This is a genomic window from Sulfitobacter pacificus (assembly GCF_030159975.1).
In the GTDB taxonomy this organism is placed as follows: Bacteria; Pseudomonadota; Alphaproteobacteria; order Rhodobacterales; family Rhodobacteraceae; genus Sulfitobacter; species Sulfitobacter pacificus.
In genome coordinates, this window is sequence record NZ_BSNL01000001.1 from 1,083,119 (window position 1) to 1,109,212 (window position 26,094).

Here is a 26,094-nt window from a genome sequence, read left to right on the forward strand (position 1 = left end):
GTCGCTTACGCGCCGGGGTTACAGGAACCCAGGGAACCGCCAGCCATCTGTGGATGATCGGGGTCATATGTCACCTGCTCGACAGGTGTCACTTCCACGATTTCCAGAAGGTCGAATTCGGAGGTCGGGTTCTCTTTACCCTTCACAACCAACACGTCCTTAAAGCACTGGTGATCCGCGCCACGGTAAAGCGTCTTGCCGTTGCCCATGCCGTCGAACTCGAAGTCTTCCAGCGCTTCCACAACCGCACATGGGTTGAAGGAACCTGCACGCTCAACCGCATCTGCATAAAGCAGCGCCTGAACGTAGCATGTGTGTGCCGCCTGTGAGGGCGGGAAGCCATATTTGGTGCCGAAGGATTTAACAAATGCTTTTGAACCTTCGTCGGTCAGCGACCAGTGCCAGTTTGTGGAGCCGAAGATGCCCTTAACGTTGGCACCCGCACCTTTCGCCATCAGGCGAGAGTAGAGCGGCACAACGATTTCGAAGTTCTTGTCGTTAACCAGCTTGTCACGCAGACCGAACTGCACCGCGTTGGTCAGCGAGTTCACCATGTTCCCGCCGTAGTGGTTCAGAACCAGAACGTCGGCACCAGACTGCAAAACAGGCGCGATATAGGCAGAGAAGTCGGTCTGCGTCAGCGGTGTCTTAACAGCTGCAACAGTTTCCCAGCCCATGGCTTCAGTTGAGGAACGTACCGCTTCTTCGGTTGTGTAGCCCCAGTTGTAATCCGCGGTCAGGTGATAGGCCTTGCGGTCTTTACCGTAGTTGGCGGCCAGAACGGGCGCGAGGGCCGCACCGGACATGTAGGAGTTGAAGAAGTGGCGGAAGCCATTGGCCCGCTTGTCCTTACCGGTGGTGTCGTTGGAGTGGGTCAGGCCGGCCATGAAGATAACGCCGGCCTCTTGGCACAGCGCCTGCACAGCAACGGCCACACCGGAGGAAGACCCGCCGGTTACCATAACGGCACCGTCTTTTTCGATCATCGACTTGGCAGAGGCCCGCGCGGCGTCTGATTTGGTCTGCGTGTCGCCGGTGACATATTCGACTTTCTTGCCCAAGATGCCGTTGCCTTGCAGGGCCTTGGAGCTGAAGGTGTTCATCAGGCCGCCGTCGCCGCCACCGTTCAGGTGTTCGACCGCCAGCTCATAGGCGCGCAATTCGTCAGCGCCTTCGTCCGCATAGGGACCGGATTGTGGGACGTTAAAGCCCAGTGTGACCGTGCTGCCCTGTGGCGCATTGGTGAAACCGGCATGGCCGTCGGCGCGCAGATATGTTGGCAGCGCCAGACCGGCACTTGCGACAGCACCTGTTTTAATCAGACCACGACGTGTGGGGTTCGAAAATGACATGAATTCCTCCCGGATTTGTAAATCGCCTGTCCCTTGCTCCCGGACAGTGCGGCACAAATGTGCAAAGGCACTATCGCCGAAAGAAGGAAAATTGATCAATAACCCCCTTGAACGTCACGCTAAATTTGTAAATATCTTAGCAGGGAGATTTGAAATTCTGTAAATTTTCTAATGTTGCAGCGCAGAAACGCATTGAAATTACGCGGTTTTGCTCATTTTACCAAAGGTTGTATTGATGGCACGTGAAGCACTTACAGGCAGTCGGATCCGCGAACGGCGGGTGATGGCCGGGATGAAGCAGGCGGAACTGGCACGGCTGGCTGGGATCTCGCCCAGTTATCTCAATCTGATCGAGCACAACCGGCGTAGAATCGGTGGCAAGCTGTTGTTGAACATTGCCGCTGCGCTGGGTGTCGAGGCGCAGGCCCTGACCGATGGGGCAGAGGCGGCATTGATCGCGACCCTGCGCGAGGCGGCGGATGCGGCGGGGCTGAGCGGTGATGAGGCCACCCGCGCAGATGAGTTCGCCGGGCGCTTTCCGGGCTGGGCCGATGTGCTGGCTGGCACCGCCAAACGCGCGGCTGCTCTGGAACAGACTGTTGAGGCATTGAACGACCGTCTGGCCCATGATCCGCATCTGGCGGCCTCCATGCACGAACTTTTGTCAACCGCGGCGGCGATCAGATCGACCGCGGCAATCCTTGCTGAGAACGAGGCATTGCAGCCTGAATGGCGCAACCGGTTCCATGCCAACATCAATGAGGACAGCCGCCGCTTGTCTGACAGCGCCGAGGCCATTGTCGCCTATCTGGACGCCGATGCCGATGCTGCTGATGCGGCCAGCTCCCCGCAAGAGGAGGTCGAGCTGTATCTCGCGGCGCAGGAGTTCAGCTTTGCCGAACTTGAAAAAGGCACCGTGGGCGAGGATCTGATTGACCAGATGGTGCAGGCCGCCCCGCAGCTGGCATCGCAGGCTGCGAAATTCATTGCCGGGCAAGTGTTGCGGCAGGTGGTGGAGGATGCTGCCGTGCTCAAGCTGGCGGAACTGCGCGCCGCCATTGAAGAGATCGGAATGGACCCTTTGTCACTGGCCAATCATCTACATTGTGCAATGCCTTGCCTGTTGCGCCGCATGGCCGCCCTGCCAGAGCTTGGCGCGGGGCTGGTGGTCTGTGACCGCTCAGGTACGGTGATTTTCCGCAAATCTGTTGAAGGGTTCACCGTGCCGCGCCATGGGGCCTGTTGCCCGTTGTGGCCGCTGTTTTCGGCGCTTGGTCAGCCCGGCAGTGTGATCCGCAGTCGCGTCACCCAATTGGGCCGCGCGGATGCGCCCTTTGAGGGCTATGCGGCAGCGGGGACCATGGCAAACACCGGTTATAACAGCACCCCTTTGATGCAAGCGGTCATGTTACTGTTGCCAGCTGATGCGCCGGCAGGAGAGGTTGTTGCGATGGGCTCTACCTGCCGGGTTTGCCCGCAGGACCAATGTCGGGCACGGCGGGAGCCCTCGGTGATCAGTGCTGGTATTTAGTGTGCCAGAGGGCAGTGGCGAAGAACATCTTTTGACAGCCCCCCAAGTCCCGTGCATTCTGTGCGCCACTGTATGACCTTTCGCAACAGACGGGCGGCATGCGGGACTAGGGGGAGGGCGCGTCGCGCATGAGCAAACATGTTGTGCTGGTCGAGGACGAATTGAACATCGCAGAGGCGATCCGGTTTTTACTGTCCAACGAAGGGTGGCGGGTCGAAACGCTCGCCAATGGGGCGACCGCTGTCGAGGTGATCCGCAAGGCATCACCGGATCTGGTGATGCTGGATGTGATGCTGCCGGGCAAATCGGGGTTTGAAATCCTGCACGATCTGCGGGCCGACCCGGCGATGCAGGCGCTGCCGATCCTGATGCTGACCGCGCGAGGACAGGCCCGAGACCGCGAAATGGCGGAAAAGGCAGGTGTCAGCCGGTTTATGACCAAGCCGTTCTCGAATTCCGACATGCTGGACGCGGTGCGCGAGTTGACTAGCTAAGCAAGGGGCACAGCGATGGCGAACGGTCCCGTTTTTCTGGAACGTCAAACCTACCGGATGCGCCGGTTGATGGACGCAGTGCGCCTGTTGCCCCTGCTGGGTGTTGCGCTGTGGATGGTGCCCCTGATGTGGCCCCTGCCTGATGCGGAAGGTGGCGGCATCGCCATGAGCACCGCCTTGCGCTACCTTTTTGGCGTCTGGCTTTTGCTGGTAGTGATGCGCGCGCTCCTGTGGCGCAAGACGCGGCCACAGGTCACACCACCACAGGATGCGCCTGAATGAATGTTGGCATTAACCAACTTATCTTTGTCTGTCTGGCCTATGTGGTGTTCCTCTTCGCGGTCGCTTTTCTGGCAGAACGGGCTTCGGCGCAGGGACGCTTTGCCGCGATTCTGCGCTCGCCCTTGATCTATACCTTATCCCTGTCGATCTATTGCACCGCCTGGACGTTCTACGGCGCGGTTGGCTATGCCGCGCGCTCGGGATTGGAATATGTCACCATCTATCTTGGCCCTTCATTGGTGATGATCGGCTGGTGGTGGATTCTGCGTCGCTTGGTCAGCATCGGGCGCAGTCAAAGGGTGACATCGATTGCCGACCTGATTTCATCGCGCTATGGCAAATCGAACGCGCTGGCGATTGTTGTGACCTTGATGGCGGTTATCGGGGTTACCCCTTATATTGCGTTGCAATTACAATCGGTTGTCTTGTCACTTTCGATCTTTGCAACGGCTGAAGGGGCAGGTGGACAGGGGTTCAACGCCACGCCTGCGGCCTTCTGGGTGGCGACCGGATTGGCCCTGTTTACGGTGTTGTTCGGCACGCGAAACCTGAACGTCAACGAACGCCACCACGGCATCGTCATCGCCGTTGCAGTCGAGGCGGTGGTCAAGCTGGTGGCCCTGCTGGCGGTCGGCATCTTTGTAGTCTGGGGGTTGGCCGGTGGATTGACCGAAACACTGGCCCGTATCGATGCTTCCGACATTGGCGAATGGGAGGTGCAGGGCAGCCGCTGGACCGCGCTGACCCTGTTGTCCGCTGCCGCGTTCCTTTGCCTGCCAAGGATGTTTCAGGTGATGGTGGTCGAGAATGACGACGAACGTCATTTGCAAATCGCCTCTTGGGCCTTTCCTGCCTATCTGATGTTGATGAGCCTGTTTGTGGTGCCCATTGCGGTTGTTGGGCTTGATCTGTTGCCGGCTGGATCAAACCCTGATCTCTTTGTGCTGAGTCTGCCACTTAGCCAGAACCAGAACGGTCTGGCGACGCTGTCGTTTCTGGGGGGGTTTTCCTCGGCCACATCGATGGTCATTGTCGCCACGCTGGCGCTGAGCACGATGGTCAGCAACCACATTGTGATGCCGGTCTGGCTGGCGCTGCGTCAGGGCGGGGCGACGCAATCGGGGGATGTGCGCGGCGTGATCATCCTGTCGCGGCGGTTTTGTATCCTGTTAACCATCGCGCTAGGGTTTCTCTACTACCGTGCATCCGGCGGCAGCGGGGCTTTGGCGGCGATAGGGACGATCAGCTTTGGCGGTGTGGCGCAGTTTTTGCCTGCGCTTCTGGGGGGGATTTTCTGGCGCGGTGCCACGCGGGCCGGGGCGCTTTGCGGGTTGGGCACCGGCTTTGCCCTGTGGATATTCACCATGTTATTGCCCAGCTTCGGGATGGATGTTGCCCTGTCAAAAGACACGTTTGAACACGGGCTTATGGGGCTAAGCTGGCTGCGCCCGCAGGCGCTTTTCGGGATTGAGGGGCTGGATCCGACTGTACATGCGGTTGTCTGGAGCTTGTCGCTTAACACGCTTGCCTTCACCCTTGTGTCGATCTTTTCCTTCCCCGAACCGATTGAACGGTTGCAGGGCGCGCAATTTGTCAACGTGTCGGACCATGCGGGCCCTTCGCGGGTCTGGACCGCTTCAGTGGCTGGCAGCGAAGATCTGATGATCATGAGCCAGCGCATCATGGGCGCATCCGAGGCGCAGATTTTCTTTCAGAAACAAACAGAGGCACAGGGGCTGTCCGGGCATCTGCCGGAACCGACACCGGCCTTTATCGAAGCGTTGGAACGTGAATTGGCGGCCTCGGTCGGGGCGGCGACGGCCCACGCGATGGTCAGCCAGATTGTCGGCGGCAGCGCGATTTCAGTGCAGGACCTGCTGGCGGTGGCGGATGAATCCGCACAGATGCTGGAATACTCCAGCCAGCTGGAACAAAAATCACGCCAATTGTCAGAAACAGCGGCCAAGTTGCAGGCAGCCAATGAAAAGCTGACGCAGCTGTCACTGCAAAAAGACGGGTTCCTTAGCCAAATCAGCCATGAGCTGCGCACGCCGATGACCTCGATCCGGTCGTTTTCGGAGATCCTGCGCGACACTGGCAGCCTGAGCGAGGCGGATAAAACACGCTATGCGTCAATCATCCACGCGGAAACCATCCGCCTGACCCGGCTGCTGGACGATCTGCTGGACCTGTCTGTGCTGGAGAATGGTCAGGTGTCCCTGCATCTGGCGCAAGAGCCGCTGCATCTGGTTCTGGAGCGGGCAGTGACCACAGTGGTCTCTGGTGGCGAAGGCGGCTTGCAGGTGCAGATCACCCCGCAGGCGAAAAATGTGGTGCTGAACACTGATCTGGATCGTTTGGTGCAGGTTTTCATCAATCTGATCAGCAACGCGCAGAAATATTGTCAGGCAGAAACCCCCAAGCTGACGATCACCCCTTGTCTGACGCCGACAGGGCTTACCATTGACTTTATCGACAATGGCACAGGCATCGCGGTGGATGAGCGGGTGGTGATTTTTGAGAAGTTCTACCGTGTCGGCGGATCACAAGGGGATGGTGCCGGGCTGGGGCTGGCGATTTGCCAAGAAATCATGGAACGACTGGGGGGAGAGATCCGCTATCTCGAAGGTAAGGCGGGGGCGGCGTTTCAGGTATCACTGCCCCATAGCGCATTGGTGGTGGAAACGGCGGCTGCGTCCTGACTTCTCCGTCCTGCCTAAAGGCTCTGGTAATACTTAATCCGCTATATCTCTGACTTAGGACCGCAACCGCGGGTAAAGTTAATGGGATCAGAACAGGACATGGCAGGGTCGGCAGGCACCGCTCAGAAGGGCGATGCACCCATGGACACGACCTTGCATCGCAAGGCGCAAGCGGGCCGTGCCGAGCATCAGGCGCGGGCGATGTCGCTTGCCAAGGCACTGCGGCTGACGCTGGCCAAAGTGGCTGAAGACAAATTTGAAATGTCGATGGCCGCGCTAAGCCTGCGCAACCAAACGTGTCCGGGCGAAAAGATCGATCAACATTTGTCCGAAACTGATCTGTTGATGTTATTTGACGGCCCTGGTGGCCGCCGCGCGGCTGTGATGATGGATCCTGCGTTGGTCGGGGCGCTGATTCAGCAACAAACCATGGGCAAGGTTCTGGCGGTGAATGACAGCGCGGACCGTCCTATGACGCCGACCGATGCCGCGATTGCCGCGCCGTTTCTGGATGCGCTTCTGCAACGTGCCGCACCTGTTCCCGAAGACCCGGATGATCAGAAACTGATTTCCGGGTTTCGTTTCGGGGCCTGGGTCGAAGACGCGCGGGTCTTGGCTATGTCGCTGGATGCGCCGGATTACCAGCTGATCCATATTGACGTCGATATTTCCGGCGGCATCCGGCAGGGCCGCATTATGATGTGCATGCCGCTGGGGCAGGAGGTTGAAAGCGCTGCAAAACCGGGGGATTCACCGGCAGAGGACAAACCGGATCTTGATCCGCCTCAGCGGGTGACCCTGTCAGAGACAGTGATGAAGCTGACGGTCGATTTACGGATTTCCCTCGCGAAAATGCGCATGCCGCTGCGGGATCTGGGCAAACTTGCAGTGGGGGATGTCCTTGACCTTGGGGCGGCGGATTTCTCCAAAGTGCGGGTTCAGACGCTGGCGGGGCGCGCGATTGGGCGCGGCACTCTTGGTCAGCTGGACGGGGTGCGCGCGGTGCAGGTCGCCGCGACCAGTGATGTCACACAAAATCTGCAACGTCGGGCAAGCGACCGTGATCATATGAATTTGCCGGATATTTCCGGCCCCGCAGCCGAAGCCGATGAACCGCACGGGATGCCGGACCTGCCGGAATTACCTGATCTGCCAGACCTCACCGGCGGTGAGGGCGAGGGCGCGACAGCCCCGGCAGACAGTTTGCCGGACCTTCCCGATTTGCCGGATATGTCTGATCTGCCCGATTTTGATGAGGCGCCGGATCTGCCAGAGCTGCCAGAGTTAAACGTCGGGTGAACTGTCAGACAAAGGGCTGGGTCAGTGCCTGACGCAAATTGGACAGGTCGTACCCGCCGTCCTGCGCCGCCTGAACAATCGCATCTGGTTCCATGTCGCCAGCCTGTCCCAGCGCCCACGCGATGGTCGAACGGGTGCCCGATGCGCAATATGCCAGAACAACGTCACCGGTTTCCACGCCAAGGGCACGGTTCTGTGCAATTACATCGGGGGTCATCGTCTGATGGGTCAGCGGCTGTTCGCCGAAGGTTAGGCCCGCAGCTTCTGCCGCTGTGCGGATGGCCTCGGCGGAGTGGCTGGGCGGCACTTCGCTGTCAGGGCGGTTGCAAAGAATACGGGTGATGCCAGCGGCTGCCAGATCGGCCATGTCTTCGGCAGCGATCTGGGGGCTCACGAAATAGCGGGGGGTTAACTGTCGGATATCCATGGCGCAGATGTACGAAAGCCCATCCGGCCTGTCCATAGCCGTCTTTGCCATGAGTATCTCAAAGCTTGTTAATGGGCAGCTTCAACATCACCGTGCCATCCTCTTCGGCGGGGGGCATATGGCCCGCACGCATGTTGACCTGCAGGGAGGGCACGATCAGTTTGGGCATCGCCAGTTGCGCATCGCGGGTTTCGCGCAGATCGACAAAGCTGTCTTCGTCCTTGCCACCGCCGACATGCACATTGGCCGCCTTTTGCGCGGCAACAGTGGTTTCCCAGGCAAAATCTTCGCGGCCCGGTGCCTTGTAATCATGGCCGACAAAGATGCGCGTTTCATCTGGCAGGGACAGGATCCGCTGGATCGACTGATAGAGGTCATGCGCCGAACCCCCCGGGAAATCACAACGCGCAGTACCGAAATCCGGCATGAACAATGTATCGCCAACAAAGGCCGCATCGCCGATCACATAGGTCAGGCAAGCCGGCGTATGCCCCGGCGTGTGCATCACATCCGCGCGCATCTGACCGATGTGGAAACTGTCACCATCTGCGAACAGCGCGTCAAATTGGCTGCCGTCGCGCTGAAATTCCGTGCCTTCGTTAAAGACCTTGCCAAAGGTATCCTGCACCACGCGGATTTGATTGCCGATGCCGATTTTACCGCCAAGTTTCTCTTGCAGATAGGGGGCGGCAGACAGGTGGTCGGCATGCACATGGCTTTCCAATATCCACTGCAAATTCAGCGCCTTATCTTGAATGAAGGCGACGACTCTATCGGCGGATCGGGTATCGGTACGCCCCGCGGCGTGATCGAAATCCAGCACGGAATCGATGATTGCACAGGCAGAGCCCTGCGGGTCCTGCACCACATAGCTGACGGTATTGGTCGCATCGTCAAAGAACGCGGTGACAATCGGGGCGGGAAGGGACAGTGACATGGGCGCACCTCTTGTTGGGTTGCGCTCAGGCTAGCGGTTTTTGTGCAACCCGCCAAGCGGCGGCTTTGCTTCCTGCGGCCCTTAGGCCAGAAAAATTCCGATGATCACCATCATCAAACCGATGACCGACAAACACAGCGCACCCAGGTTCAGTGGCATCGCCGACTGGATCGCCTTGCGCATCGCTTCATCATCCAGTTTTGCGCGTTTTGCGCGGCCAACCCGTACGATGCACCAGACCAGCCCCAGCAGGCCCAGCAGGGACAATCCGGCACCGGACCAGATGATGATGTCAAAAACGGATGTTGTTTTGGGTTCCATGGGCGCTTGGCTACGACAAATGATTTGGCAGGGCAAGGGCGGCTTGCAGGTCGCTGGGCGGGGCGGTAGTCAGTCAGGGAAATACTGACCTTCCCCAACCGCAGGACCCTATACAGATGAGCGATTTTTCCACCAATCCCGCCCCGCAATCCGATGTCGTCGAAGCGCAGGGCGACGCGACCTATCGTGTCACCGCCAATGAGCTGCGCCAGTTTGTCGAGCGGATCGAACGGCTGGATGCCGAAAAGAAGGATCTTGCAGAGCAGCAAAAAGAGGTCATGGCCGAAGCAAAATCACGCGGCTACGACGTCAAGGTGCTGCGCAAGGTGATTGCGCTGCGTAAGCGCGACAAGGATGATATCGCCGAAGAAGAGGCGGTGATGGAAATGTATAAGGAAGCACTGGGCATGTAGCCTTTGGGGGTGGTGCCAAACGGGCCTTGCACCTTGGCACACACCCCAATAGAAGGATGCAAATTTTACCCCGCGCGGGCCCCGCGCGGCATATTTCTATGGAGCACACATGCAGGTCAATGAGACGCTGAACGAAGGTCTGAAACGCGGATATTCCATCGTGGTTACCGCCGCAGAACTGGAAGCCAAGGTCAACGAAAAGCTGGCCGAGGCACAGCCCGAAGTCGAGATGAAGGGTTTCCGCAAAGGCAAGGTGCCGATGGCGCTGCTGAAAAAGCAGTTTGGCCAGCGTGTTATGGGCGAAGCAATGCAGGAAAGCATTGACGGTGCCATGTCCGAGCATTTTGAAAAATCCGGCGACCGCCCTGCGATGCAGCCTGAGGTCAAAATGACCAACGAAGACTGGAAAGAGGGCGACGACGTCAACGTCGAAATGTCCTATGAGGCGCTGCCAGAGATTCCCGAGCTGGACCTGTCCAAGATCAAGCTGGAAAAGCTGGTTGTCAAAGCAGACGATGCGGCCATTGATGAAGCACTGGCCAATCTGGCCGAGACCGCGCAGGACTTCAAAGCCCGCAAGAAAGGTTCTAAAGCCAAAGACGGTGATCAGGTTGTCATGGATTTCCTGGGCAAGGTTGATGGTGAAGCCTTTGAAGGTGGTGCCGCCGAAGATTTCCCACTGGTGCTGGGCTCGGGCAACTTCATCCCCGGTTTCGAGGACCAGCTGGTTGGTGTGAAGGCCGAAGAAGAAAAGCTGGTGACTGTTAAGTTCCCGGATGACTATCAGGCCGAGCATCTGAAGGGTAAAGAAGCGACCTTTGAATGCACCATCAAAGAAGTGAAAGAGCCTGTTGCCGCAGAGATCAACGACGAAATGGCGACGAAGTTCGGTGCCGAAGATCTGGCCGCGCTGAAAACCCAGATCGCTGAGCGTCTGGAGGCGGAATATGCCGGCGCATCACGTGCCGTCATGAAGCGTGGCCTGCTGGACGCGCTGGACAAGATGGTTGATTTCGAACTGCCACCTTCCTTGGTTGACGCCGAAGCTGGCCAGATTGCGCATCAGCTGTGGCATGAAGACAACCCAGAGGTTCAGGGCCACGACCACCCAGAAATCGAAACCACCGACGAGCATAAGACACTGGCCACACGCCGCGTGCGTCTGGGCCTGTTGCTGGCTGAACTGGGTCAGAAAGCCGAAGTTGAAGTGACCGACGCCGAAATGACACAAGCAATCATGAACCAGGCGCGTCAGTACCCGGGTCAGGAGCGCCAGTTCTTTGAATTCGTTCAGCAAAACCAGCAGATGCAGCAGCAGCTGCGTGCACCTTTGTTCGAAGACAAGGTTGTGGATCACATCGCAGAAGGTGCGAAAGTGACCGAGAAAACCGTTTCGAAAGAAGATCTGCAGAAAGCTGTTGAGGCGCTTGAAGAGGCCGAATAAGACCTGCATTTTACCGTTATTGAAAGGGCCGTGTTGAAAGACGCGGCCTTTTTTATGGCTTTGATGTTCTCGCTATAAGTGTATTGTCATTTTTTGATGCAACCATATGCCCATTAATCGCCTAATACCTTCCTCTAAGTAACCATAATCTGCCGCTATTTCCTTGCTTGGAAGAGGTCACAGGCTGCGTGACCTTGGACATCTATTTCTGGAGGGTAGATATATGGAATATGGACGTATTAAGCCTATTGAAGGCGAAAATGGCTATGAGAAAACATCATTAACGATGAAATCAATTGCTCAGCTTCTGGCTGAGGAGGGAACCGATCTGGAAGAACTGAAACGCTCTTCTGGCGGACAGGGGCCGACACCTCGTTCCGCAGATCAGCAGCGGGTGCAAGAGCAAACCAGCCCCGCGCCGCAGCCCCCCGTCAGTAAATCGGATCAGTTCCCCCCGCTTTGCGCAGCTGATGGCGCAGATGCAGCACAGTCAGGCGCGAAAAAGCAGCGTTCATTTTTGAAAAGATTGTTTGGTGGCTGACGCCGTTAACAGGTTCAACGGATGACCTGATTGACCAAGGCAGATCAGTCAGGCTAGGCGGAACGCCATTAGCGTTAATGCGCCTGTCAGGACCAGTAGGGGCCAACCTATGTGGCGGCCCTTGCTAAACGCCAATGAAAACACCCCAACAGCCAGGAATGATGATCCGATCGTGACAAGCAGGATGGGCACCAGTGCCTGCGGATGAAAGGCAGTGGCATAGAGAAATCCGGCAAGGATCAGCCAGAAAAATGAGGTGATATGCCAGGCAAACCTCAGCACAGAACGGGCAAGATGATTTTCCAGCACCCGGTTCCCGCGATATTTGAGCAGGGGCCGTATAAGATATGCCTCGCCTGCCCAAGAATGCAGCGCAGCGGTTGTACAAAGCGCTGAGATGGCGGCGAAAATGGTGACATTAAATAGCATGAGACGCGTCCTGTGGCGAAATACGGTCGATATGAACCATTTTACTTCACGGATATCTCGACGGCCATGACGCAAAACGCCGCGCAGAGAGCTGCGCGGCGTTTCAAGCTTCTAACCTAATGCAAAAGGCTTAGGCGTTTGCTGTGTCGTCCTGATCGCCAGCTTCAGCGGCAGACTCTTCTGGAGTGGATACCAGATCATCGTCTTCGGATGCCGCGGCACCGATATCGTCAAACAGTTCAGCAATTTCAAAGTCGGCTGCGGCTTCTTCTTCAGCGGCCAGTTCCTGAATGGACTTGCCGGATGCCTGAAGTTCGGCCTCTTCAACGGAGCGTGCAACGTTTAGCTGAATGGTGGCTTCGACTTCTGGGTGCAGAACAACAGAAACGTCGTGCAGGCCCAGCTCTTTGATGGGCGCGGACAGGACAACCTGTTTGCGGTCCACGGTAAAGCCTTCGGCGGTTGCCGCATCAGCCGCGTCACGGGTGGTGACGGAACCGTAAAGCGCACCGGCGTCAGACGCGGAGCGAATCACGATGAACTGCTGACCGTCCAGCTTGGCAGACATTGCTTCTGCTTCTGCTTTGGTCTCAAGGTTCTGCGCTTCGAGTTGTGCCTTGCGGCCCTCGAAAGCTTCGATATTGGCTTTGGACGCGGAGAGCGCCTTGCCCTGTGGCAACAGGAAGTTGCGCGCAAAGCCCGGCTTTACGTCAACGACATCGCCCATCTGGCCCAGTTTGGCCACACGTTGGAGAAGGATAACTTGCATGATGGTTCTCCTTACTTAACGGCGTATGGCAGCAGGGCGAGGAAGCGGGCGCGTTTGATGGCACGGGCCAGTTCACGCTGCTTTTTCGCCGATACGGCTGTGATACGGGAAGGAACGATTTTGCCGCGCTCAGAGATGTAGCGTTGCAGCAGACGTGTGTCTTTGTAATCGATCGCAGGTGCATTGTCGCCCGAGAAAGGGCAGACTTTGCGACGGCGGAAAAATGGTTTTGCAGCCATGGTTTAAGTCCTTTTCTTCAAGCTGATGATCAACGGCGCTCGCGGCGTTCGCCGCGCTCGGGACGCTCGTCACGCTTTTGCATCTGAACGGATGGCAGCTCTTTGTGCTCGTCCATTTTGATGGTCAAAACGCGCATTACGTCGTCATGCAGGCGCATCAGACGCTCCATTTCCTGAACGGCCGGTGCAGGTGCATCCGAACGCAGGAAGGCGTAGTGGCCCTTGCGGTTTTTGTTGATCTTATAGGCCATCGTTTTGACGCCCCAATACTCGCTATCCACGAGTTTCCCGCCATTGTCGGCAAGGACGGCACCAAAGTGTTCGATAAGGCCTTCGGCTTGCGTGTTGGACAGGTCCTGACGCGCAATCATAACATGCTCATATAGTGGCATGTGCACTCCTATTTATATCAAGGCGCATTTCATAGGCAGGGCAGTATCCTTTGCGGCCCCACCACGAGAGACTGCGCGGTTCAATCGTCTTGCAAAGGAACTGCCCATATACACGGTATGGCGGGCAGGGCAAGGGGCACTGCCCGCCAGTTTGTTATCTTGTTGCAGCTGCGAAAAGCCCGCACCGCAGGTTCAGCGCCCTTGCGGTTTGGTGCAGCACGGCGACAGTCAGCACAGCCATCAGGATTTCGGCTAGCGGACCTGCCAGCCAGATGCCCGGTTCCCCCAAGAGCGCAGGCAGGGCAAAGGTAAGCGGCAGGGCAAATGCATAGGGTTTTGTCAGGCCGAGTATTGCCGCGCGCGTCGCATTGCCGATGGCTTGGAAATAGCTGGCGATGATGATCAACGGGCCGGCCAGCCACAACATGGCGACAGTCAGCGACATGATATGCGCAAAGGCCGCGATCACTGCCGGATCATCGACAAAGACCTTTGCGATGGCTTTGGGGAACATCATCAGCACGATTTGGAAGATCGTGCAGTAGATGAAGGCGATCCAGATCCCCAGTCGCAGGCTTTGGTCCGACCGACGCCATTCCTGTGCGCCGTAGTTGTTACCAACGATTGATTGCAGGGCAAAGGTCAGGCCCAGCAAGGGCAGGAACAGAAACGTCATCACCCGCGTAACGATCCCGAAGGCGGATACGGTGACTTCATAGTTCGCCACGTTGAACATTTGAAGCGCGGTGATGACTGCAGCAGATCCAAGGGCGATGCCGATGAAATTTAGGCTTTGTGGTGCCCCAAGCGCAAGGATACGTGACCACCCGCGGGTGAGGGGGCTGTGCAACAACACCCGCGGGTGCAAATCGGCGCGGCCTGTCATGCGGTAAGCAATGATGATCGCAAAAGCCAGCAGTTGCGCCAGAGCGGTGCCATAGGCCGATCCCGCGACGCCAAGGCCCATCAGGGCGATCAGCACATAGTTGAACCCGATGTTGGAGATTGAGACAAGCAGGCTCATCGCGGCCATGAACCCGACACGCCCTTCATTGCGCAGTGCATCCGAATGGACGGACAGCAGAAAGGCAAGAGGAGAGACAAAGGCAGTAATGGCCAGATAGGTCTGTGCCATATCCGCCAGCGGTTCTGAGCCGGAAGCAAGCCCAAGGCTGAGCATGCGCCCAAACAGCAGGTAGCCAAGGATCAGGGCCGCGCTCACGAAGAGGGCAAAGCCATGTGCCCCGGCAAAGGTAGCGCGGGCACCTTCCATATCTGCCGCGCCCAATTGCCGTGCAAGGATGCTGGACATGCCGCCTGATACCATAGTGGCCAGGGCGACGATCAACATATAAAAGGGGAAGATCAGGGTGACCGCGCTCAGGGCACCCGCCCCGACATAGCGCCCCAGAAAGATCGCATCGACCACTGCGAGCAATCCGTTCATGCCCATCACAAAGATGATCGGCAGTGCGGTTTTCAAAAAGATAGGGCCCAGTGGCCCATGGGTGAAACTATTGGTTTGCGACATCGTGAACCTCTTTTCAGATATTCCGCATATCAGGAGGAGCTCGCATTGCCGACCGGCGGGAACAGAAGAAAAAGGTCAGATTATTCTAATCGACACTTCACCAAGGATATACCTGCGAGCGGCTGGCGGTCGAACCATAGGCGCAGGCGTTAACCTTTCCTTTGGCACCACGCAACCCGGTTTAGGGGGCGTCTGGCAGACTCCGGCATGGTAAAACCCCGACATCGACGCGGACCCGCCGCTCTGGCGCCGCATTTGCGCCCTTTTCCCGAAGCAATGGTTGATCAACTACAAAAGAAGACCAGGGAAAAAGACAATGACCGAGACAGCTGAATACATGAATACCCAGCCCAAGGCCATCGAACCGGTTAGCATGGTGGACGGTGGTCGCATGATCATCCGCGGCACACAGCGTCTGGTTGGCGTTTCTCTGACCCTTGCAGCATTGGGTCTGTGGTTGGCCCCCGGAGCGACCTGGGAAAGTGACATCATGTTGTTCAAGCTGATCCTATCTCTGTCTGCGGTGATTGCTGGTCTTGGTCTGATCAGCCAAAGCGCGGGACAGCGCGCACCTGAAATCGAGATTGACACCATCCGCCGTGAGGTTCGCCTTGTGCGCCGTCAACGCGGTGCGGCGGATCAGATCTTGCAAAGCTGTAGCTTTGCCAAGCTGGCCCATGCAGAACAGGACGGCAATACAGTGCGCTTGTGGGATCAGGCCGGCCGGTTTCTGGCCGAGGTCAAGCTGACGGACCGCGCCTCCCTGCGCAGTCTGGTCACCGGGCTGCGCGACGCAGACAAGTTGGCATAAGCATGCGTTGCGGCGGGTTTTGCTGCTGTTGCATGTTCCAGTCGAAGGTCCGGTTGCCTCAGAACATATAAATCTCATTCAGTGCATTTTTGTCAGATAGGCGGTCTGTTGCCTGTTGATTGTGCGCTGGTGCGCAAGTCCTGTTGACAGTTATAGGGTTGAAAAGCAGCCGCCGGGTAGCGAAGTTTGGCAGGATGCACATCAAACAGAGAGTGAACCCTATGAAATCAATGATCCTTGCCGCTGCGCTTGCATTTGGTGCAAGCAGCGCTTTTGCTGCTGAAAAATATGTTCTGGACGCCAGCCACAGCCAAGTGTTGTTCAGCTATAGCCACCTTGGCTATTCAACAACGTATGGGATGTTCTCCGGCTTTGAAGGCGAGATCATGTTTGACGCCGACGCCCCTGAAAATTCCTCGGTAAATGTATCCATGCCGCTGGCGTCAATGTTCACCGGCTGGGAACAGCGCAAGGGCCACTTCATGACGGCGGATTTCTTTGACGCGAAAGAGGGTGACATGATCACCTTCGTCTCGACCGGTATTGAAGTGACCGGCGATGACACGGCCAAGATCACAGGTGATCTAACGCTGAATGAAGTGACCAAATCTGTGGTGCTGGATGCCAAGCTGAACAAATCCGGCGATCATCCGATGGCGGGCAAGCCTTGGATGGGCTTTGACGCGACCACAACAGTGACGCGTTCGGATTTTGGTCTGGGTGCCTTTGCTCCGGCGGTCAGCGATGACGTTGCGCTGAATATTTCAGTTGAGGCGATGAAGGCCGAGTAACTTCGCCCAAGCTGCGTATTTTGTTAAAGCCCGCCAATCATCTGGCGGGCTTTTTCATGTTCACGGGTCTGGGTAATCGCAGGCCCTGATCCTTATTGGCCCGTGTTCCTACTGGCCGATTTTCCTACTGGCCCAATTTCCTACTGGGATGTGTCGCGCAATGCGGTAAGCTTGATTGCCACCTTGACCGCAAAGGCCAGGCTGCCCTCATCACCGACATTGTCGCCAATGCCAAAGTCCCGCCGGTCCAAAGTCAGGTCCGCCCGCATTTCAGCGGCATCCCCGTTCAGGGCCAGATTAAACGGCATCACCATCGGGACGCTGCGGTCCTTGATGGTCAGCGTGCCGGCCGCCTCAAACCCGTCGACCCCATGGCGGATCACTGCGTCAAAGACCGCCGTGGCGTAGGTGGCCGCGTCAAAGAAGTCAGCACCCATCGCCTGTTGGGTCACAGACCCGAGGGTCAGTGAGGGGATGGCAATTGTGGTGGTGACCTGACCAACTTCGCCGCTGGGAATTGCTTCATCAAAACGGATCGCGGCGGTCCAATCCGCGAAACTGCCGGAGACCTCATTGCCGAATTGCACCACGGTAATGCTGATGGAACCGTCCTGAACAGCCCATTCGGAGGCGACATCTGCAAGGGCAACCTCTGCTTTTTCCGCGGTGTCACTAGATGTTCCCATGATTGTGCCAATGGCGATGACGACTGCCCAGATCGCGCTGGCAGCCAGCATCGGCGTTTTACTGTGGGTCTGTGCGGGCAGGGGGCCAATGACCGGCTCCCCGGGCAGCATGCGCCGCAATGTGGCGTCACGATCGATGACATGGTGCTTCAGCGCCCCTGCAATGTGCAGGACCACTGACAGGGCGAGCAGTTTGGTGGCGACCCAGTGCAGTGATCCGAAGATATGTTCGATATTGGTGGATTTGGGCACCAGCGGCAGATCCTGCCCGAAAGGCCACCAGATCGGCGCGAAACCCGCAGCCGCAGCATGGGAAATCCAGCCCGACAGGGGCACAATCACAAGGGCAGCGTAAAGCAGCCAGTGGACCAGCTCTGCGGCGAAGCTTTCGGCGGGTTTATCCGCATTTAACAGGCCCGGTTTTGGTTGGGATATGGCCCAGAGGATGCGCAACACCGCGACGAAAAAGGCGGTTACGCCAAGGGTTTTATGCAGCGAGAACAGCCATGCTTTTTGCGCCAATTGGGCATCGGTTTCATAGGGCAGCCAGTTGGCGATCAGCCCCAGCGGGATCAGAGTGAGGATCAGCAGGGCGGTCAACCAATGAAAGCCCTTGGTCACGCCGCCATAGCGGATTTCAGTATTGGTAAAGGCCATCAGTTACTCCTGCGATGTCTGGCTATAGTTATTGCTGGCACGGGTAAGGGCAATCTCAGTTTTCTGCACATGTGTTCTGCGCTCTTGTTCCCATAATCACGGCGGGCTAGACCAAGTGTCAAATCAGTGAAAGGGCCATTCATGAGCATCGCATTTGTTTTTCCGGGTCAAGGGGCCCAAACCATCGGCATGGGGCAGGCTTTGGCCGAGACCTATCCGGCAGCCCGCGCGGTATTTGACGAGGTTGACGAGGCGCTGGGGGAAAAACTATCCGAGCTGATCTGGACTGGCGAAATCGAGACGCTGACCCTGACCGAAAACGCACAGCCGGCCCTGATGGCGACATCCATGGCGGCGCTGGCGGCGATGCAGGCCGAAGGCATCGGTCTGGACCGCGCCAGCTTTGTCGCGGGGCATTCACTGGGGGAATATTCGGCGCTATGCGCGGCGGGGGCGGTATCGCTTGCCGATACGGCGCGTCTGTTGCGCATCCGTGGACGGGCCATGCAGGCGGCGGTGCCGGTCGGGCAGGGCGCGATGGCGGCGGTTTTGGGGCTGGACGCAGAAACAGCCGCCAAAGTGGCCGAGGACGCCGCACAGGGCGATGTCTGTCAATTGGCCAATGAAAACGACCCAACGCAAAATGTACTGTCCGGCAGCAAGGCGGCGATTGAACGTGCAGTTGTGCTGGCGAAAGAGGCCGGTGCAAAGCGGGCGCTGCCCTTGCCGGTCTCCGCACCGTTCCATTGTGCGCTGATGCAGCCGGCAGCGGATGAAATGGCGAAAGCGCTGGAGGGGGTGCAGTTTGACAACCCTGCGGTGCCATTGGTGGCGAATGTTCTGGCGGATGCGGAATCAGATGCGACGCGGATCAAGGCCCTGCTGGTAGAACAGGTCACAGGGCGGGTGCGTTGGCGCTCTTCTGTCGAGTGGATGGCCGCGCAGGGCGTGACCGAGTTCTGGGAAATCGGTGCAGGCAAGGCCCTGTCGGGCATGATCCGCCGCATTGCCAAGGAAAGCACCATGCGCGCGATCGGTACGCCAGAAGATGTGGTGGCCTTGAAAGGCGCGTGATGCGGCTGGGCGCTGTCCTTGGGCTGACCCTTGCGATGCTGGGCTGTGCGGTTGCTGACAATGCGGTGGACCGCACCACGATGCAGCTGGACGGGAGGTGGCTGGTGTTGAGCGGGGAAATTACCAGCCGCACGCCGGCAAATTTCATTGCGGTATTGGATGCCAATCCACGGGTACAGGTTATTGTGCCTTTTGATATGCCCGGGTCCGTGGATGAAATGGCGGTTTACCGGATGGGGGATGCCATTCGCGCGCGCGGGCTGGACACATATTTGACAGCTGACAGCGAGATTTATTCAGGGGCGGTGAACCTGTTTCTGGCGGGCAATCGGCGGAGCATGGAACGCGGGGCGATCATGGGGGTGCATTCCTGGGCAGACGGCTTTGGCGAGGGCAGCAGCTATCCACGCGATGCGCGCGAACATCGGGGCAATGTGGCCTATACCCGCGACATGCTGGGCAGCGATGCATTTTACTGGTTTACCTTGCAGGCAGCCCCGTCGGACGGGATACATGTATTAACGCAGGCCGAGATTAAAGGTTTCGGGTTGGTGACGGAATGAAAGTAAAGGAACGGATATGTTTGATCTGACAGGGAAAAATGCGCTGGTAACCGGCGCATCCGGTGGCATTGGGGCGGAGATTGCGCGCCAGTTGCATGCGCAGGGCGCGGTTGTGGGCCTGTCGGGCACGCGGGTAGAGCCGCTGGAAACGCTGGCTGCAGAGCTGGGTGAGCGGGCGCATGTGCTGCCTTGCAACCTGAGCGATATGGAGGCGGTCACGGCGCTGCCCAAGCAGGCGGCGGAGGTGATGGGGTCAGTTGATATTCTGGTCAATAACGCCGGCATCACCCGCGACAACCTGTTCATGCGGATGTCGGATGAGGAATGGGATGCGGTGATCAACGTTAACCTGACAGCGACCTTCAAACTGTGCAAAGCTGTGATGCGCGGTATGATGAAGGCGCGTTGGGGGCGGATTGTGAATATTTCCAGCATCGTTGGGGCGACGGGCAACCCCGGACAGGCGAATTACGCGGCCAGCAAGGCGGGTATGATCGGCATGTCGAAATCACTGGCCTATGAGGTGGCAAGCCGTGGCATCACGGTCAATGCCGTGGCCCCGGGTTTCATTGCAACGGCGATGACGGACAAGCTGACGGATGATCAAAAGGCTGGCATTATGGGGCAAATTCCGGCAGGACGGATGGGTGATCCGGCGGAAATTGCCGGTGCTGTGGTCTATCTGGCAAGTGCGGAGGCGGGGTATGTCACGGGTGCTACCTTGCATGTCAATGGCGGCATGGCCATGTTGTAAAGCGCATCCGATACCGTTTGCGCATGGCGTACCATGTGCTAAAGGGGGCGCAGAATCGAAAACGGGGAGGCTGCTGTGTCGACCCGGCCTTGTGCAAACAAGGGTAAGAGCCGCCTCCGGGATCCGGGGGCATCCTCCAACTGCCCGACAGGGCGTGCGGATATAAAATAGGCCGGTTGGCCCGGAAGAATGAGGACTTTATTATGAGCGACGTCGCAGACCGCGTTAAAAAGATCGTTGTAGAACACCTTGGTGTTGAAGAGGACAAAGTTGTCGAGAATGCGTCATTCATCGACGATCTGGGCGCTGACAGCCTTGATACTGTAGAGCTGGTGATGGCGTTTGAAGAAGAGTTCGGCATCGAAATTCCTGATGACGCGGCCGAAAACATCCAGACGTTTGGCGACGCGGTGAAATTCATCTCCGAAGCTTCCTAAGACCGGATTGCCGCCGCGGGTGGCATCGGCAGAAATCATGTGAAACGGCGTTGTTCCAAGCGGAATGACGCCGTTTTCATTTTCGGTCGGTTTGACGGGGGTTGCTCATCGCTGGCGCTCTTCGCACAGTATGCTAAACGCCACAAAAAAGCGTGAAGGCAGATTGAGCAATGTCACGAACCATACCAACCATCAACACATCCCGCGTGACCCTGCGTGCCATGCGCGCAGAGGATTTTGCCCGCTTTGCCGAGATCTGGGCCATGCCGGAAGTTGTCACCCATATCACCGGCAAGCCGCGCAGCAAGCCCGAGTCCTGGGATGCCTTTCTGCGCAACGCGGGCCATTGGCAGATCAGCGGTTTTGGGCAATGGGCGGTACAGCCCCGTGGCACCTCACAGATGGCGGGCCAGTGCGGTTTTTTCTTTGGCTCACGGGGGCTTGGCGCGGACTTCGATCCTTTTCCCGAAGCCGGTTGGGTGATGTCGCCGGAAATGCAGGGCAAAGGTTTGGGGCTGGATGCGGTGCAGGCGGCACATGACTGGTTTGATCGGGTGATCGCGGGGCGCACGGTCTGTATGATCACACCAGACAATACACCTTCGCTGAAAATTGCCGAGGCGCTTGGCTATGGTTTGCTGCGTGAGGTCGAGCTGGAGGGTGACAAGCTGTGCCTGATGACGCGCAAGGGGCCGCCGGTTTGAGGTGGGCGAAAGCACCAGAAGTCTTGAATACTTGCCCGCCAGCAAGGTATAGGCGGAACAAAGCGAATTAAGGGGCAGGTTTATGCGCAGAGTAGTTGTAACAGGGTTGGGGCTGGTGACACCTTTGGCCGATGGGGTCGAAGAAAGCTGGAGCCGTATTCTGGACGGGCAATCCGGCGGCGGGCCGATCACCGGTTTTGATGCCTCGGCATTGGTAACGCAATACGCCTGCGAGGTGCCTTTGGGCGATGGGACCGACGGGACGTTCAACGCCGATAAATACATGGCCCCGAAAGAACAGCGCAAGGTGGATACCTTTATACTGTTCGGTATGGCCGCTGCCCAGCAGGCTGTTGAGGATTCCGGCTGGATGCCGGAGGATCGCGAAGATCTGGAGCGCACCGGCGTTTTGATCGGCTCTGGCATTGGCGGGCTGAACTCCATCGCGAATACGGCTGTGATGATGAAAGAGAAGGGCCCGCGCCGCGTCAGCCCGTTCTTTGTGCCGGGTGCCTTGATCAACCTGATCTCGGGTCAGGTCTCGATCAAATACGGTTTCCGTGGGCCGAACCATTCGGTGGTGACCGCCTGTTCCACGGGTGCCCATGCGATTGGTGATGCCTCTCGGTTGATCCAGCATGGTGATGCGGATGTGATGGTTGCAGGCGGGGCGGAAGCGGCGATTTGCGAAATCGGGATTGCTGGTTTTAATGCCTGTAAGGCGCTGAGCACCAAACGTGGGGACGCGCCGCAGAAGGCATCACGTCCTTATGACGCGGACCGTGACGGCTTTGTCATGGGTGAGGGTGCCGGCATTGTGGTGCTGGAAGAGTATGAACATGCCAAGGCACGTGGTGCCAAGATTTACGCTGAGGTGATTGGCTATGGTCTGTCCGGGGATGCCTATCACATCACCGCACCTTCCGAAGACGGTGAGGGTGGTGAGCGTTCCATGCGGGCGGCCCTGCGCGGTGCGGGCAAAGAGCCCAAGGATATTGATTATATCAACGCGCATGGCACCTCAACGATGGCCGATACCATCGAATTGGGCGCGGTTGAGCGGATGATGGGGGAGCATGCGTCGAAAGTGACCATGTCCTCGACCAAATCTGCCACTGGGCATTTGCTGGGGGCGGCAGGCGCGATTGAGGCGATTTTTTCGATCCTTGCGATCCGTGATCAGGTGGCACCGCCCACGATCAATCTGGACAACCCTGCGGTTGAAACCAAAATCGATCTGGCCGCAAATAAAGCTGTGAAACGCGAGATTAACGTCGCGCTGAGCAACTCCTTCGGGTTCGGTGGCACCAACGCCAGCGTTCTGTTCGGAAAGGTCTGATACATGTGGCGCAATGTTGCCTCTAACGCGTTCAGTTTTCTGGTCGTGATCCTGTTCCTGTTGGGCGGGATCATTATTTGGGGGCAGTCCACCTATAAGGCTGAAGGGCCGCTGGAGAACGCCATCTGTTTGCAGGTGAAACCGGGATCCAACATGCGGCGGGTTTCGCAGGATCTGGCCGAACAAGGGGCGGTAAGCTCTGCTGCGATTTTTCGGATGGGTGCGGATTACGAGGAAAAAACCAGCCAGTTGAAGGCGGGTAGTTTTCTGGTCGAAGCGGGTACGTCGATGTCGGATATTGTCGAGACCGTGACCAAAGGCGGCGCAAGTACCTGCGGCACCGAAGTGGTGTACCGCATCGGGGTGAACCGCGTGTCGGTACAGGTGCGCGAGCTGGACCCGGTGAGCAACCGTTTTGAAGAGCGTGCTGAGTTTGTGCCCGGCACAGATGAGGTGCCAGAGGTCTATGTGGAGACCAAGGCACAGGCGGACACGCGGTTTCGCATTGCGCTGGCCGAAGGTGTGACCAGCTGGCAGGTGGTCAATGCGATGCAGGCCATGGATGTGCTGGAAGGTGAGGCGGGTGAGGTGCCAGCAGAGGGTACTTTGGCCCCTGACAGCTATGAGGTGCGCCCCGGTGACGGACGTGCATCGGTGCTGGAACGGATGGCAGCCGCGCAGCAGGCCCGTATTGCGGAGGCCTGGGAAGCGCGTGATCCTGATCTGCCGATCGAAAGCCCCGAAGAACTGCTGACGCTGGCGTCGATTGTTGAGAAAGAGACTGGCGTGGCAGCAGAGCGGCGGCAAGTGGCGGCCGTGTTCGTAAACCGGTTGAACCAAGGCATGCGGTTGCAGACTGACCCAACGGTGATCTATGGGATCACCAAGGGGGAAGGTGTTCTGGGGCGTGGTTTACGTCGCTCTGAACTGCGGGCGGAAACGCCGTGGAACACCTATGTTATCAATGGTTTGCCGCCCACGCCCATTGCCAACCCCGGACGTGCCAGCCTGATGGCCGCGGCGCAGCCAGACGAGAGTGAGTTCATCTTTTTCGTAGCGGATGGCACCGGCGGACATGCTTTTGCCAAGACCCTGGCAGAGCATAATGAAAATGTTGCGCGGTGGCGTCAGATTGAGGCCGAACGCGCAGCCGCGCAAAGTGAAGAAACCACCTCGGGCAGCGGCAACTAAAGCTGACCAAGGTCACCTGCCGGCCCCGATAGTGGGCCGGCGGGGGTGGTAGTAACGAAAAATTTACCAATGATCGCACGGTGTTACAGGGGTTTGGTAACCCTCTTTTTCTTGACTTTGCGAACGCTCTGAGCTATAGATTTCGGCATGCTAGAAGACGTGGGAAAGCGGCTTTGGGAGGAATCCCAAGGGCCGCTTTTTTCATGTCTGCTCGGTCGGGGGACCTGTGAGAGGTAGGGGCGACGATGGCAATAGACACCCAAGACCAAGACATTGCGCGCGGCAGCGAACTGCTTGCTTCCGTACATGATGCGATCACCGATCTGAGGAGAGAGATCGAGGGGCTGACGCAGCAGGCGCAGTCCGAAAACAACATGAGTGAAACAGCAGCAAAGCAGTCCCTGGGCAAGCTCAAGGATCTGGTGATGCAATGCGTCAAGGCGGAGAATTATCTCAATGAATGCAAGAGCAAGCAGGATGGAGTCGCAAGAGGGGGGTATGCCCTTGATCTTGACAGAGCGCGGGTTGAGATCGGGTGCAAACTGGATCGCCTGCGCCGATGCGGCCGTCCAAGAGCAGTTCCTGAATGAAATGGAGGATACGGAGCTGTTGGCGCTGCCCTATCTGTTTGATTTCTGGGCGATGGATCATCAACTGCCCCCTGAAGGTGCGTGGCGCACATGGGTTGTGTTGGGCGGACGCGGTGCGGGCAAGACCCGTGCCGGTGCGGAGTGGGTCCGCGCGATGGTCGAAGGGTCAAAGCCGCTGGACCCCGGCAAGTCTCGTAGGGTCGCCTTGGTGGGTGAGACCATTGAACAGGTGCGCGAGGTGATGGTGTTTGGCGACAGTGGCATTCTGGCCTGTTCGCCGGAAGATCGTCGACCTGTATGGGAATCGGGGCGCAAGCGGCTGATCTGGCCCAACGGCGCGATTGCCACGGTGCATACGGCCCATGATCCCGAAGGGCTGCGCGGGCCGCAGTTTGATGCGGCCTGGGTGGATGAGTTGGCCAAGTGGAAACGGGGGCAGGAGACCTGGGATCAGTTGCAGTTTGCCTTGCGCCTCGGCGATGATCCGCGGGTCTGCGTGACGACAACACCGCGCAATGTGGATGTGTTGAAGCGGTTGTTGGCATCGCCGTCAACGGTTCAGACCCATGCGCCGACTGAGGCCAACGCGGCCAATCTGGCGTCCTCGTTTCTGGAGGAGGTCAAGGCGCGATACAAAGGCACAAGGCTGGGCCGGCAGGAGCTGGACGGTGTGTTGCTGGCTGATGCTGAGGGCGCGTTGTGGACTTCGGATGCGCTGGAGGCACAGCGTGTTGAGACTCCGCCCGCGTTTGACCGCATCGTTGTGGGGCTGGATCCGGCGGCATCGGCAGGCATGGGCGCGGATGAATGCGGGATTGTGGTTGTCGGGGCGGTGACACAGGGACCGGTGCAGGACTGGCGCGCGGTTGTGCTGGCTGATTGCACGATTCAGGGGGCCACGCCGAACGGTTGGGCCAAGGCCGCAATTGCTGCGATGGAGCGGTTCGGGGCGGACAAGCTGGTGGCGGAGGTCAATCAGGGCGGTGCGATGGTTGGCGAGGTATTGCGCCAGATTGACCCGCTGGTGCCGCTGAAATCGGTGCATGCGTCGCGCGGCAAGGTGGCACGGGCGGAGCCTGTGGCGGCACTGTACGAGCAGGGACGGGTTGGTCATCTGCGGGGGCTGGACCAGTTAGAGGATCAGATGTGCCGGATGACCGCGCATGGCTATGAGGGCGGCGGTTCACCGGACCGGGTGGATGCGCTGGTCTGGGCGCTGCACGAACTGATGATTGAACCGGCTGCGAAATGGCGGCGTCCGGCGCTTCGGAGCTTGTGAGAGGGTGCAATTTCTTTTGAAGAACTTGGGGCGGGTTTTTTGAAAAGCCGGGATTGGTTTCTTTGAAAGAAACCGGGGCCGCGTGGCACCGTTGCAGTGTTGCGTGGCCCTGCGC

Annotated in this window: 29 protein-coding genes; 19 read left to right on the forward strand and 10 right to left on the reverse strand. The window is 58.2% G+C overall.

Features of this window, described 5'->3' with window-relative positions; all coding sequences use genetic code 11:
* Window positions 1-5: 5 nt before the first annotated feature.
* Window positions 6-1,352 carry a substrate-binding protein gene (locus QQL78_RS05470; protein WP_284371331.1) on the reverse strand — a complete coding sequence of 449 codons (1,347 nt, stop codon included), beginning with the start codon at window positions 1,350-1,352 and terminating at the stop codon, window positions 6-8.
* Between the two features lie 235 nt (window positions 1,353-1,587).
* On the opposite strand from QQL78_RS05470, the gene QQL78_RS05475 reads away from it, so the two are divergent.
* The 5 genes from QQL78_RS05475 (at window position 1,588) to QQL78_RS05495 (ending at window position 7,660) form a co-directional block, all read left to right on the forward strand.
* Window positions 1,588-2,883, forward strand: a complete 1,296-nt coding sequence (locus tag QQL78_RS05475) for a helix-turn-helix domain-containing protein (protein ID WP_284371333.1) — start codon at window positions 1,588-1,590, stop codon at window positions 2,881-2,883.
* A 128-nt stretch (window positions 2,884-3,011) separates the two neighbouring features.
* Entirely contained in the window at window positions 3,012-3,377 is a 366-nt protein-coding gene (locus QQL78_RS05480) for a response regulator transcription factor (protein WP_284371335.1), read from the forward strand.
* A 15-nt stretch (window positions 3,378-3,392) separates the two neighbouring features.
* Window positions 3,393-3,659, forward strand: a complete 267-nt coding sequence (locus QQL78_RS05485; RefSeq protein ID WP_284371336.1) for a hypothetical protein — start codon at window positions 3,393-3,395, stop codon at window positions 3,657-3,659.
* Window positions 3,656-6,361, forward strand: a complete 2,706-nt coding sequence (locus tag QQL78_RS05490) for a sensor histidine kinase (RefSeq protein ID WP_284371338.1) — start codon at window positions 3,656-3,658, stop codon at window positions 6,359-6,361. The genes QQL78_RS05485 and QQL78_RS05490 overlap by 4 nt, the downstream gene beginning before the upstream one ends.
* Window positions 6,362-6,502: 141 nt before the next feature.
* A complete protein-coding gene (locus QQL78_RS05495; protein WP_284371341.1) occupies window positions 6,503-7,660 on the forward strand; it encodes a FliM/FliN family flagellar motor switch protein in 1,158 nt (385 codons plus the stop codon).
* A gap of 4 nt (window positions 7,661-7,664) precedes the next feature.
* On the opposite strand, the gene QQL78_RS05500 is transcribed toward QQL78_RS05495, so the two are convergent.
* The 3 genes from QQL78_RS05500 to QQL78_RS05510 all read right to left on the reverse strand — a co-directional run bounded on the left by QQL78_RS05500 (window position 7,665) and on the right by QQL78_RS05510 (window position 9,345).
* Window positions 7,665-8,087, reverse strand: a complete 423-nt coding sequence (locus QQL78_RS05500; protein ID WP_284375460.1) for a protein tyrosine phosphatase family protein — start codon at window positions 8,085-8,087, stop codon at window positions 7,665-7,667.
* A gap of 58 nt (window positions 8,088-8,145) precedes the next feature.
* A complete protein-coding gene (locus QQL78_RS05505) occupies window positions 8,146-9,024 on the reverse strand; it encodes an MBL fold metallo-hydrolase (RefSeq protein ID WP_284371343.1) in 879 nt (292 codons plus the stop codon).
* An 81-nt stretch (window positions 9,025-9,105) separates the two neighbouring features.
* The gene (locus QQL78_RS05510; RefSeq protein WP_284371344.1) at window positions 9,106-9,345 is read right to left on the reverse strand and encodes a hypothetical protein; all 240 of its coding nucleotides are present in this window, start codon (window positions 9,343-9,345) and stop codon (window positions 9,106-9,108) included.
* 116 nt (window positions 9,346-9,461) lie between these two features.
* Between QQL78_RS05510 and QQL78_RS05515 the strand changes: the two genes are divergently transcribed.
* The 3 genes from QQL78_RS05515 (at window position 9,462) to QQL78_RS05525 (ending at window position 11,743) form a co-directional block, all read left to right on the forward strand.
* On the forward strand, window positions 9,462-9,758 hold the full coding sequence (locus QQL78_RS05515; protein WP_276149820.1) for a DUF2312 domain-containing protein: 297 nt from the start codon (window positions 9,462-9,464) through the stop codon (window positions 9,756-9,758).
* Window positions 9,759-9,867: 109 nt separating this feature from the next.
* On the forward strand, window positions 9,868-11,202 hold the full coding sequence (tig, locus tag QQL78_RS05520) for a trigger factor (RefSeq protein ID WP_284371346.1): 1,335 nt from the start codon (window positions 9,868-9,870) through the stop codon (window positions 11,200-11,202).
* Window positions 11,203-11,425: 223 nt separating this feature from the next.
* A complete protein-coding gene (locus tag QQL78_RS05525; RefSeq protein WP_284371347.1) occupies window positions 11,426-11,743 on the forward strand; it encodes a hypothetical protein in 318 nt (105 codons plus the stop codon).
* Window positions 11,744-11,791: 48 nt separating this feature from the next.
* Here the strand turns inward: QQL78_RS05525 and QQL78_RS05530 are convergent, their stop codons facing one another.
* The 5 genes from QQL78_RS05530 to QQL78_RS05550 all read right to left on the reverse strand — a co-directional run bounded on the left by QQL78_RS05530 (window position 11,792) and on the right by QQL78_RS05550 (window position 15,103).
* On the reverse strand, window positions 11,792-12,172 hold the full coding sequence (locus QQL78_RS05530) for a hypothetical protein (protein ID WP_284371349.1): 381 nt from the start codon (window positions 12,170-12,172) through the stop codon (window positions 11,792-11,794).
* A gap of 130 nt (window positions 12,173-12,302) precedes the next feature.
* Complete coding sequence (gene rplI / locus QQL78_RS05535; protein ID WP_284371351.1) at window positions 12,303-12,941, reverse strand: 50S ribosomal protein L9; 639 nt, start codon at window positions 12,939-12,941, stop codon at window positions 12,303-12,305.
* An 11-nt stretch (window positions 12,942-12,952) separates the two neighbouring features.
* On the reverse strand, window positions 12,953-13,180 hold the full coding sequence (gene rpsR / locus QQL78_RS05540; protein ID WP_005852865.1) for a 30S ribosomal protein S18: 228 nt from the start codon (window positions 13,178-13,180) through the stop codon (window positions 12,953-12,955).
* Window positions 13,181-13,209: 29 nt separating this feature from the next.
* Window positions 13,210-13,572, reverse strand: a complete 363-nt coding sequence (gene rpsF / locus QQL78_RS05545; protein ID WP_025044448.1) for a 30S ribosomal protein S6 — start codon at window positions 13,570-13,572, stop codon at window positions 13,210-13,212.
* Between the two features lie 154 nt (window positions 13,573-13,726).
* Window positions 13,727-15,103: an MATE family efflux transporter gene (locus QQL78_RS05550; RefSeq protein ID WP_284371422.1), complete on the reverse strand. Its 1,377-nt coding sequence runs from the start codon at window positions 15,101-15,103 to the stop codon at window positions 13,727-13,729.
* Between the two features lie 316 nt (window positions 15,104-15,419).
* Here QQL78_RS05550 and QQL78_RS05555 point away from each other — a divergent pair, with 316 nt between their 5' ends.
* Both QQL78_RS05555 and QQL78_RS05560 read left to right on the forward strand, forming a co-directional pair.
* On the forward strand, window positions 15,420-15,914 hold the full coding sequence (locus tag QQL78_RS05555) for a hypothetical protein (protein WP_284371424.1): 495 nt from the start codon (window positions 15,420-15,422) through the stop codon (window positions 15,912-15,914).
* A 221-nt stretch (window positions 15,915-16,135) separates the two neighbouring features.
* Window positions 16,136-16,705 (forward strand): YceI family protein, encoded by a 570-nt coding sequence (locus tag QQL78_RS05560; RefSeq protein WP_284371426.1) that lies wholly within the window; start codon window positions 16,136-16,138, stop codon window positions 16,703-16,705.
* Between the two features lie 140 nt (window positions 16,706-16,845).
* On the opposite strand, the gene QQL78_RS05565 is transcribed toward QQL78_RS05560, so the two are convergent.
* Window positions 16,846-18,048: a cytochrome b/b6 domain-containing protein gene (locus QQL78_RS05565; protein WP_284371427.1), complete on the reverse strand. Its 1,203-nt coding sequence runs from the start codon at window positions 18,046-18,048 to the stop codon at window positions 16,846-16,848.
* Between the two features lie 141 nt (window positions 18,049-18,189).
* Here QQL78_RS05565 and fabD point away from each other — a divergent pair, with 141 nt between their 5' ends.
* From fabD to QQL78_RS05610, 9 genes are all read left to right on the forward strand, one after another.
* A complete protein-coding gene (gene fabD, locus QQL78_RS05570; RefSeq protein ID WP_284371429.1) occupies window positions 18,190-19,122 on the forward strand; it encodes an ACP S-malonyltransferase in 933 nt (310 codons plus the stop codon).
* The gene (locus QQL78_RS05575; protein ID WP_284371431.1) at window positions 19,122-19,685 is read left to right on the forward strand and encodes a COG3904 family protein; all 564 of its coding nucleotides are present in this window, start codon (window positions 19,122-19,124) and stop codon (window positions 19,683-19,685) included. The genes fabD and QQL78_RS05575 overlap by 1 nt, the downstream gene beginning before the upstream one ends.
* Before the next feature lie 16 nt (window positions 19,686-19,701).
* Window positions 19,702-20,439 carry a 3-oxoacyl-[acyl-carrier-protein] reductase gene (gene fabG, locus QQL78_RS05580; protein WP_284371433.1) on the forward strand — a complete coding sequence of 246 codons (738 nt, stop codon included), beginning with the start codon at window positions 19,702-19,704 and terminating at the stop codon, window positions 20,437-20,439.
* A 203-nt stretch (window positions 20,440-20,642) separates the two neighbouring features.
* The gene (locus QQL78_RS05585) at window positions 20,643-20,876 is read left to right on the forward strand and encodes an acyl carrier protein (RefSeq protein WP_025044456.1); all 234 of its coding nucleotides are present in this window, start codon (window positions 20,643-20,645) and stop codon (window positions 20,874-20,876) included.
* 170 nt (window positions 20,877-21,046) lie between these two features.
* Complete coding sequence (locus QQL78_RS05590) at window positions 21,047-21,580, forward strand: GNAT family N-acetyltransferase (protein WP_284371436.1); 534 nt, start codon at window positions 21,047-21,049, stop codon at window positions 21,578-21,580.
* 82 nt (window positions 21,581-21,662) lie between these two features.
* Window positions 21,663-22,919, forward strand: a complete 1,257-nt coding sequence (gene fabF / locus QQL78_RS05595) for a beta-ketoacyl-ACP synthase II (RefSeq protein ID WP_284371438.1) — start codon at window positions 21,663-21,665, stop codon at window positions 22,917-22,919.
* A 3-nt stretch (window positions 22,920-22,922) separates the two neighbouring features.
* Window positions 22,923-24,110, forward strand: coding sequence for an endolytic transglycosylase MltG (gene mltG / locus QQL78_RS05600; protein WP_284371440.1), 1,188 nt, complete (start codon window positions 22,923-22,925; stop codon window positions 24,108-24,110).
* Window positions 24,111-24,355: 245 nt separating this feature from the next.
* Window positions 24,356-24,700: a hypothetical protein gene (locus QQL78_RS05605; RefSeq protein ID WP_284371442.1), complete on the forward strand. Its 345-nt coding sequence runs from the start codon at window positions 24,356-24,358 to the stop codon at window positions 24,698-24,700.
* A complete protein-coding gene (locus QQL78_RS05610) occupies window positions 24,609-25,979 on the forward strand; it encodes a DNA-packaging protein (RefSeq protein WP_284371445.1) in 1,371 nt (456 codons plus the stop codon). Before QQL78_RS05605 ends, QQL78_RS05610 begins: the two co-directional genes overlap by 92 nt.
* Window positions 25,980-26,094 lie beyond the last annotated feature (115 nt).

Excerpts from the sequence above, each read along its gene's own strand:
- QQL78_RS05565 (WP_284371427.1), bottom strand. The coding sequence starts at position 18,048 with ATGGCCTTTACCAATACTGAAATCCGCTATGGCGGCGTGACCAAGGGC.
- QQL78_RS05515 (WP_276149820.1), top strand. The coding sequence starts at position 9,462 with ATGAGCGATTTTTCCACCAATCCCGCCCCGCAATCCGATGTCGTCGAA.
- QQL78_RS05470 (WP_284371331.1), bottom strand. The coding sequence starts at position 1,352 with ATGTCATTTTCGAACCCCACACGTCGTGGTCTGATTAAAACAGGTGCT.
- rpsR (WP_005852865.1), bottom strand. The coding sequence starts at position 13,180 with ATGGCTGCAAAACCATTTTTCCGCCGTCGCAAAGTCTGCCCTTTCTCG.
- QQL78_RS05505 (WP_284371343.1), bottom strand. The coding sequence starts at position 9,024 with ATGTCACTGTCCCTTCCCGCCCCGATTGTCACCGCGTTCTTTGACGAT.
- QQL78_RS05550 (WP_284371422.1), bottom strand. The coding sequence starts at position 15,103 with ATGTCGCAAACCAATAGTTTCACCCATGGGCCACTGGGCCCTATCTTT.
- fabD (WP_284371429.1), top strand. The coding sequence starts at position 18,190 with ATGAGCATCGCATTTGTTTTTCCGGGTCAAGGGGCCCAAACCATCGGC.
- QQL78_RS05525 (WP_284371347.1), top strand. The coding sequence starts at position 11,426 with ATGGAATATGGACGTATTAAGCCTATTGAAGGCGAAAATGGCTATGAG.
- QQL78_RS05500 (WP_284375460.1), bottom strand. The coding sequence starts at position 8,087 with ATGGATATCCGACAGTTAACCCCCCGCTATTTCGTGAGCCCCCAGATC.
- rplI (WP_284371351.1), bottom strand. The coding sequence starts at position 12,941 with ATGCAAGTTATCCTTCTCCAACGTGTGGCCAAACTGGGCCAGATGGGC.
- fabF (WP_284371438.1), top strand. The coding sequence starts at position 21,663 with ATGCGCAGAGTAGTTGTAACAGGGTTGGGGCTGGTGACACCTTTGGCC.
- QQL78_RS05495 (WP_284371341.1), top strand. The coding sequence starts at position 6,503 with ATGGACACGACCTTGCATCGCAAGGCGCAAGCGGGCCGTGCCGAGCAT.
- QQL78_RS05480 (WP_284371335.1), top strand. The coding sequence starts at position 3,012 with ATGAGCAAACATGTTGTGCTGGTCGAGGACGAATTGAACATCGCAGAG.
- mltG (WP_284371440.1), top strand. The coding sequence starts at position 22,923 with ATGTGGCGCAATGTTGCCTCTAACGCGTTCAGTTTTCTGGTCGTGATC.
- QQL78_RS05610 (WP_284371445.1), top strand. The coding sequence starts at position 24,609 with ATGCCCTTGATCTTGACAGAGCGCGGGTTGAGATCGGGTGCAAACTGG.
- QQL78_RS05555 (WP_284371424.1), top strand. The coding sequence starts at position 15,420 with ATGACCGAGACAGCTGAATACATGAATACCCAGCCCAAGGCCATCGAA.
- QQL78_RS05605 (WP_284371442.1), top strand. The coding sequence starts at position 24,356 with ATGGCAATAGACACCCAAGACCAAGACATTGCGCGCGGCAGCGAACTG.
- QQL78_RS05485 (WP_284371336.1), top strand. The coding sequence starts at position 3,393 with ATGGCGAACGGTCCCGTTTTTCTGGAACGTCAAACCTACCGGATGCGC.
- tig (WP_284371346.1), top strand. The coding sequence starts at position 9,868 with ATGCAGGTCAATGAGACGCTGAACGAAGGTCTGAAACGCGGATATTCC.
- QQL78_RS05560 (WP_284371426.1), top strand. The coding sequence starts at position 16,136 with ATGAAATCAATGATCCTTGCCGCTGCGCTTGCATTTGGTGCAAGCAGC.
- QQL78_RS05475 (WP_284371333.1), top strand. The coding sequence starts at position 1,588 with ATGGCACGTGAAGCACTTACAGGCAGTCGGATCCGCGAACGGCGGGTG.
- QQL78_RS05575 (WP_284371431.1), top strand. The coding sequence starts at position 19,122 with ATGCGGCTGGGCGCTGTCCTTGGGCTGACCCTTGCGATGCTGGGCTGT.
- QQL78_RS05585 (WP_025044456.1), top strand. The coding sequence starts at position 20,643 with ATGAGCGACGTCGCAGACCGCGTTAAAAAGATCGTTGTAGAACACCTT.
- rpsF (WP_025044448.1), bottom strand. The coding sequence starts at position 13,572 with ATGCCACTATATGAGCATGTTATGATTGCGCGTCAGGACCTGTCCAAC.
- fabG (WP_284371433.1), top strand. The coding sequence starts at position 19,702 with ATGTTTGATCTGACAGGGAAAAATGCGCTGGTAACCGGCGCATCCGGT.
- QQL78_RS05590 (WP_284371436.1), top strand. The coding sequence starts at position 21,047 with ATGTCACGAACCATACCAACCATCAACACATCCCGCGTGACCCTGCGT.
- QQL78_RS05530 (WP_284371349.1), bottom strand. The coding sequence starts at position 12,172 with ATGCTATTTAATGTCACCATTTTCGCCGCCATCTCAGCGCTTTGTACA.
- QQL78_RS05490 (WP_284371338.1), top strand. The coding sequence starts at position 3,656 with ATGAATGTTGGCATTAACCAACTTATCTTTGTCTGTCTGGCCTATGTG.
- QQL78_RS05510 (WP_284371344.1), bottom strand. The coding sequence starts at position 9,345 with ATGGAACCCAAAACAACATCCGTTTTTGACATCATCATCTGGTCCGGT.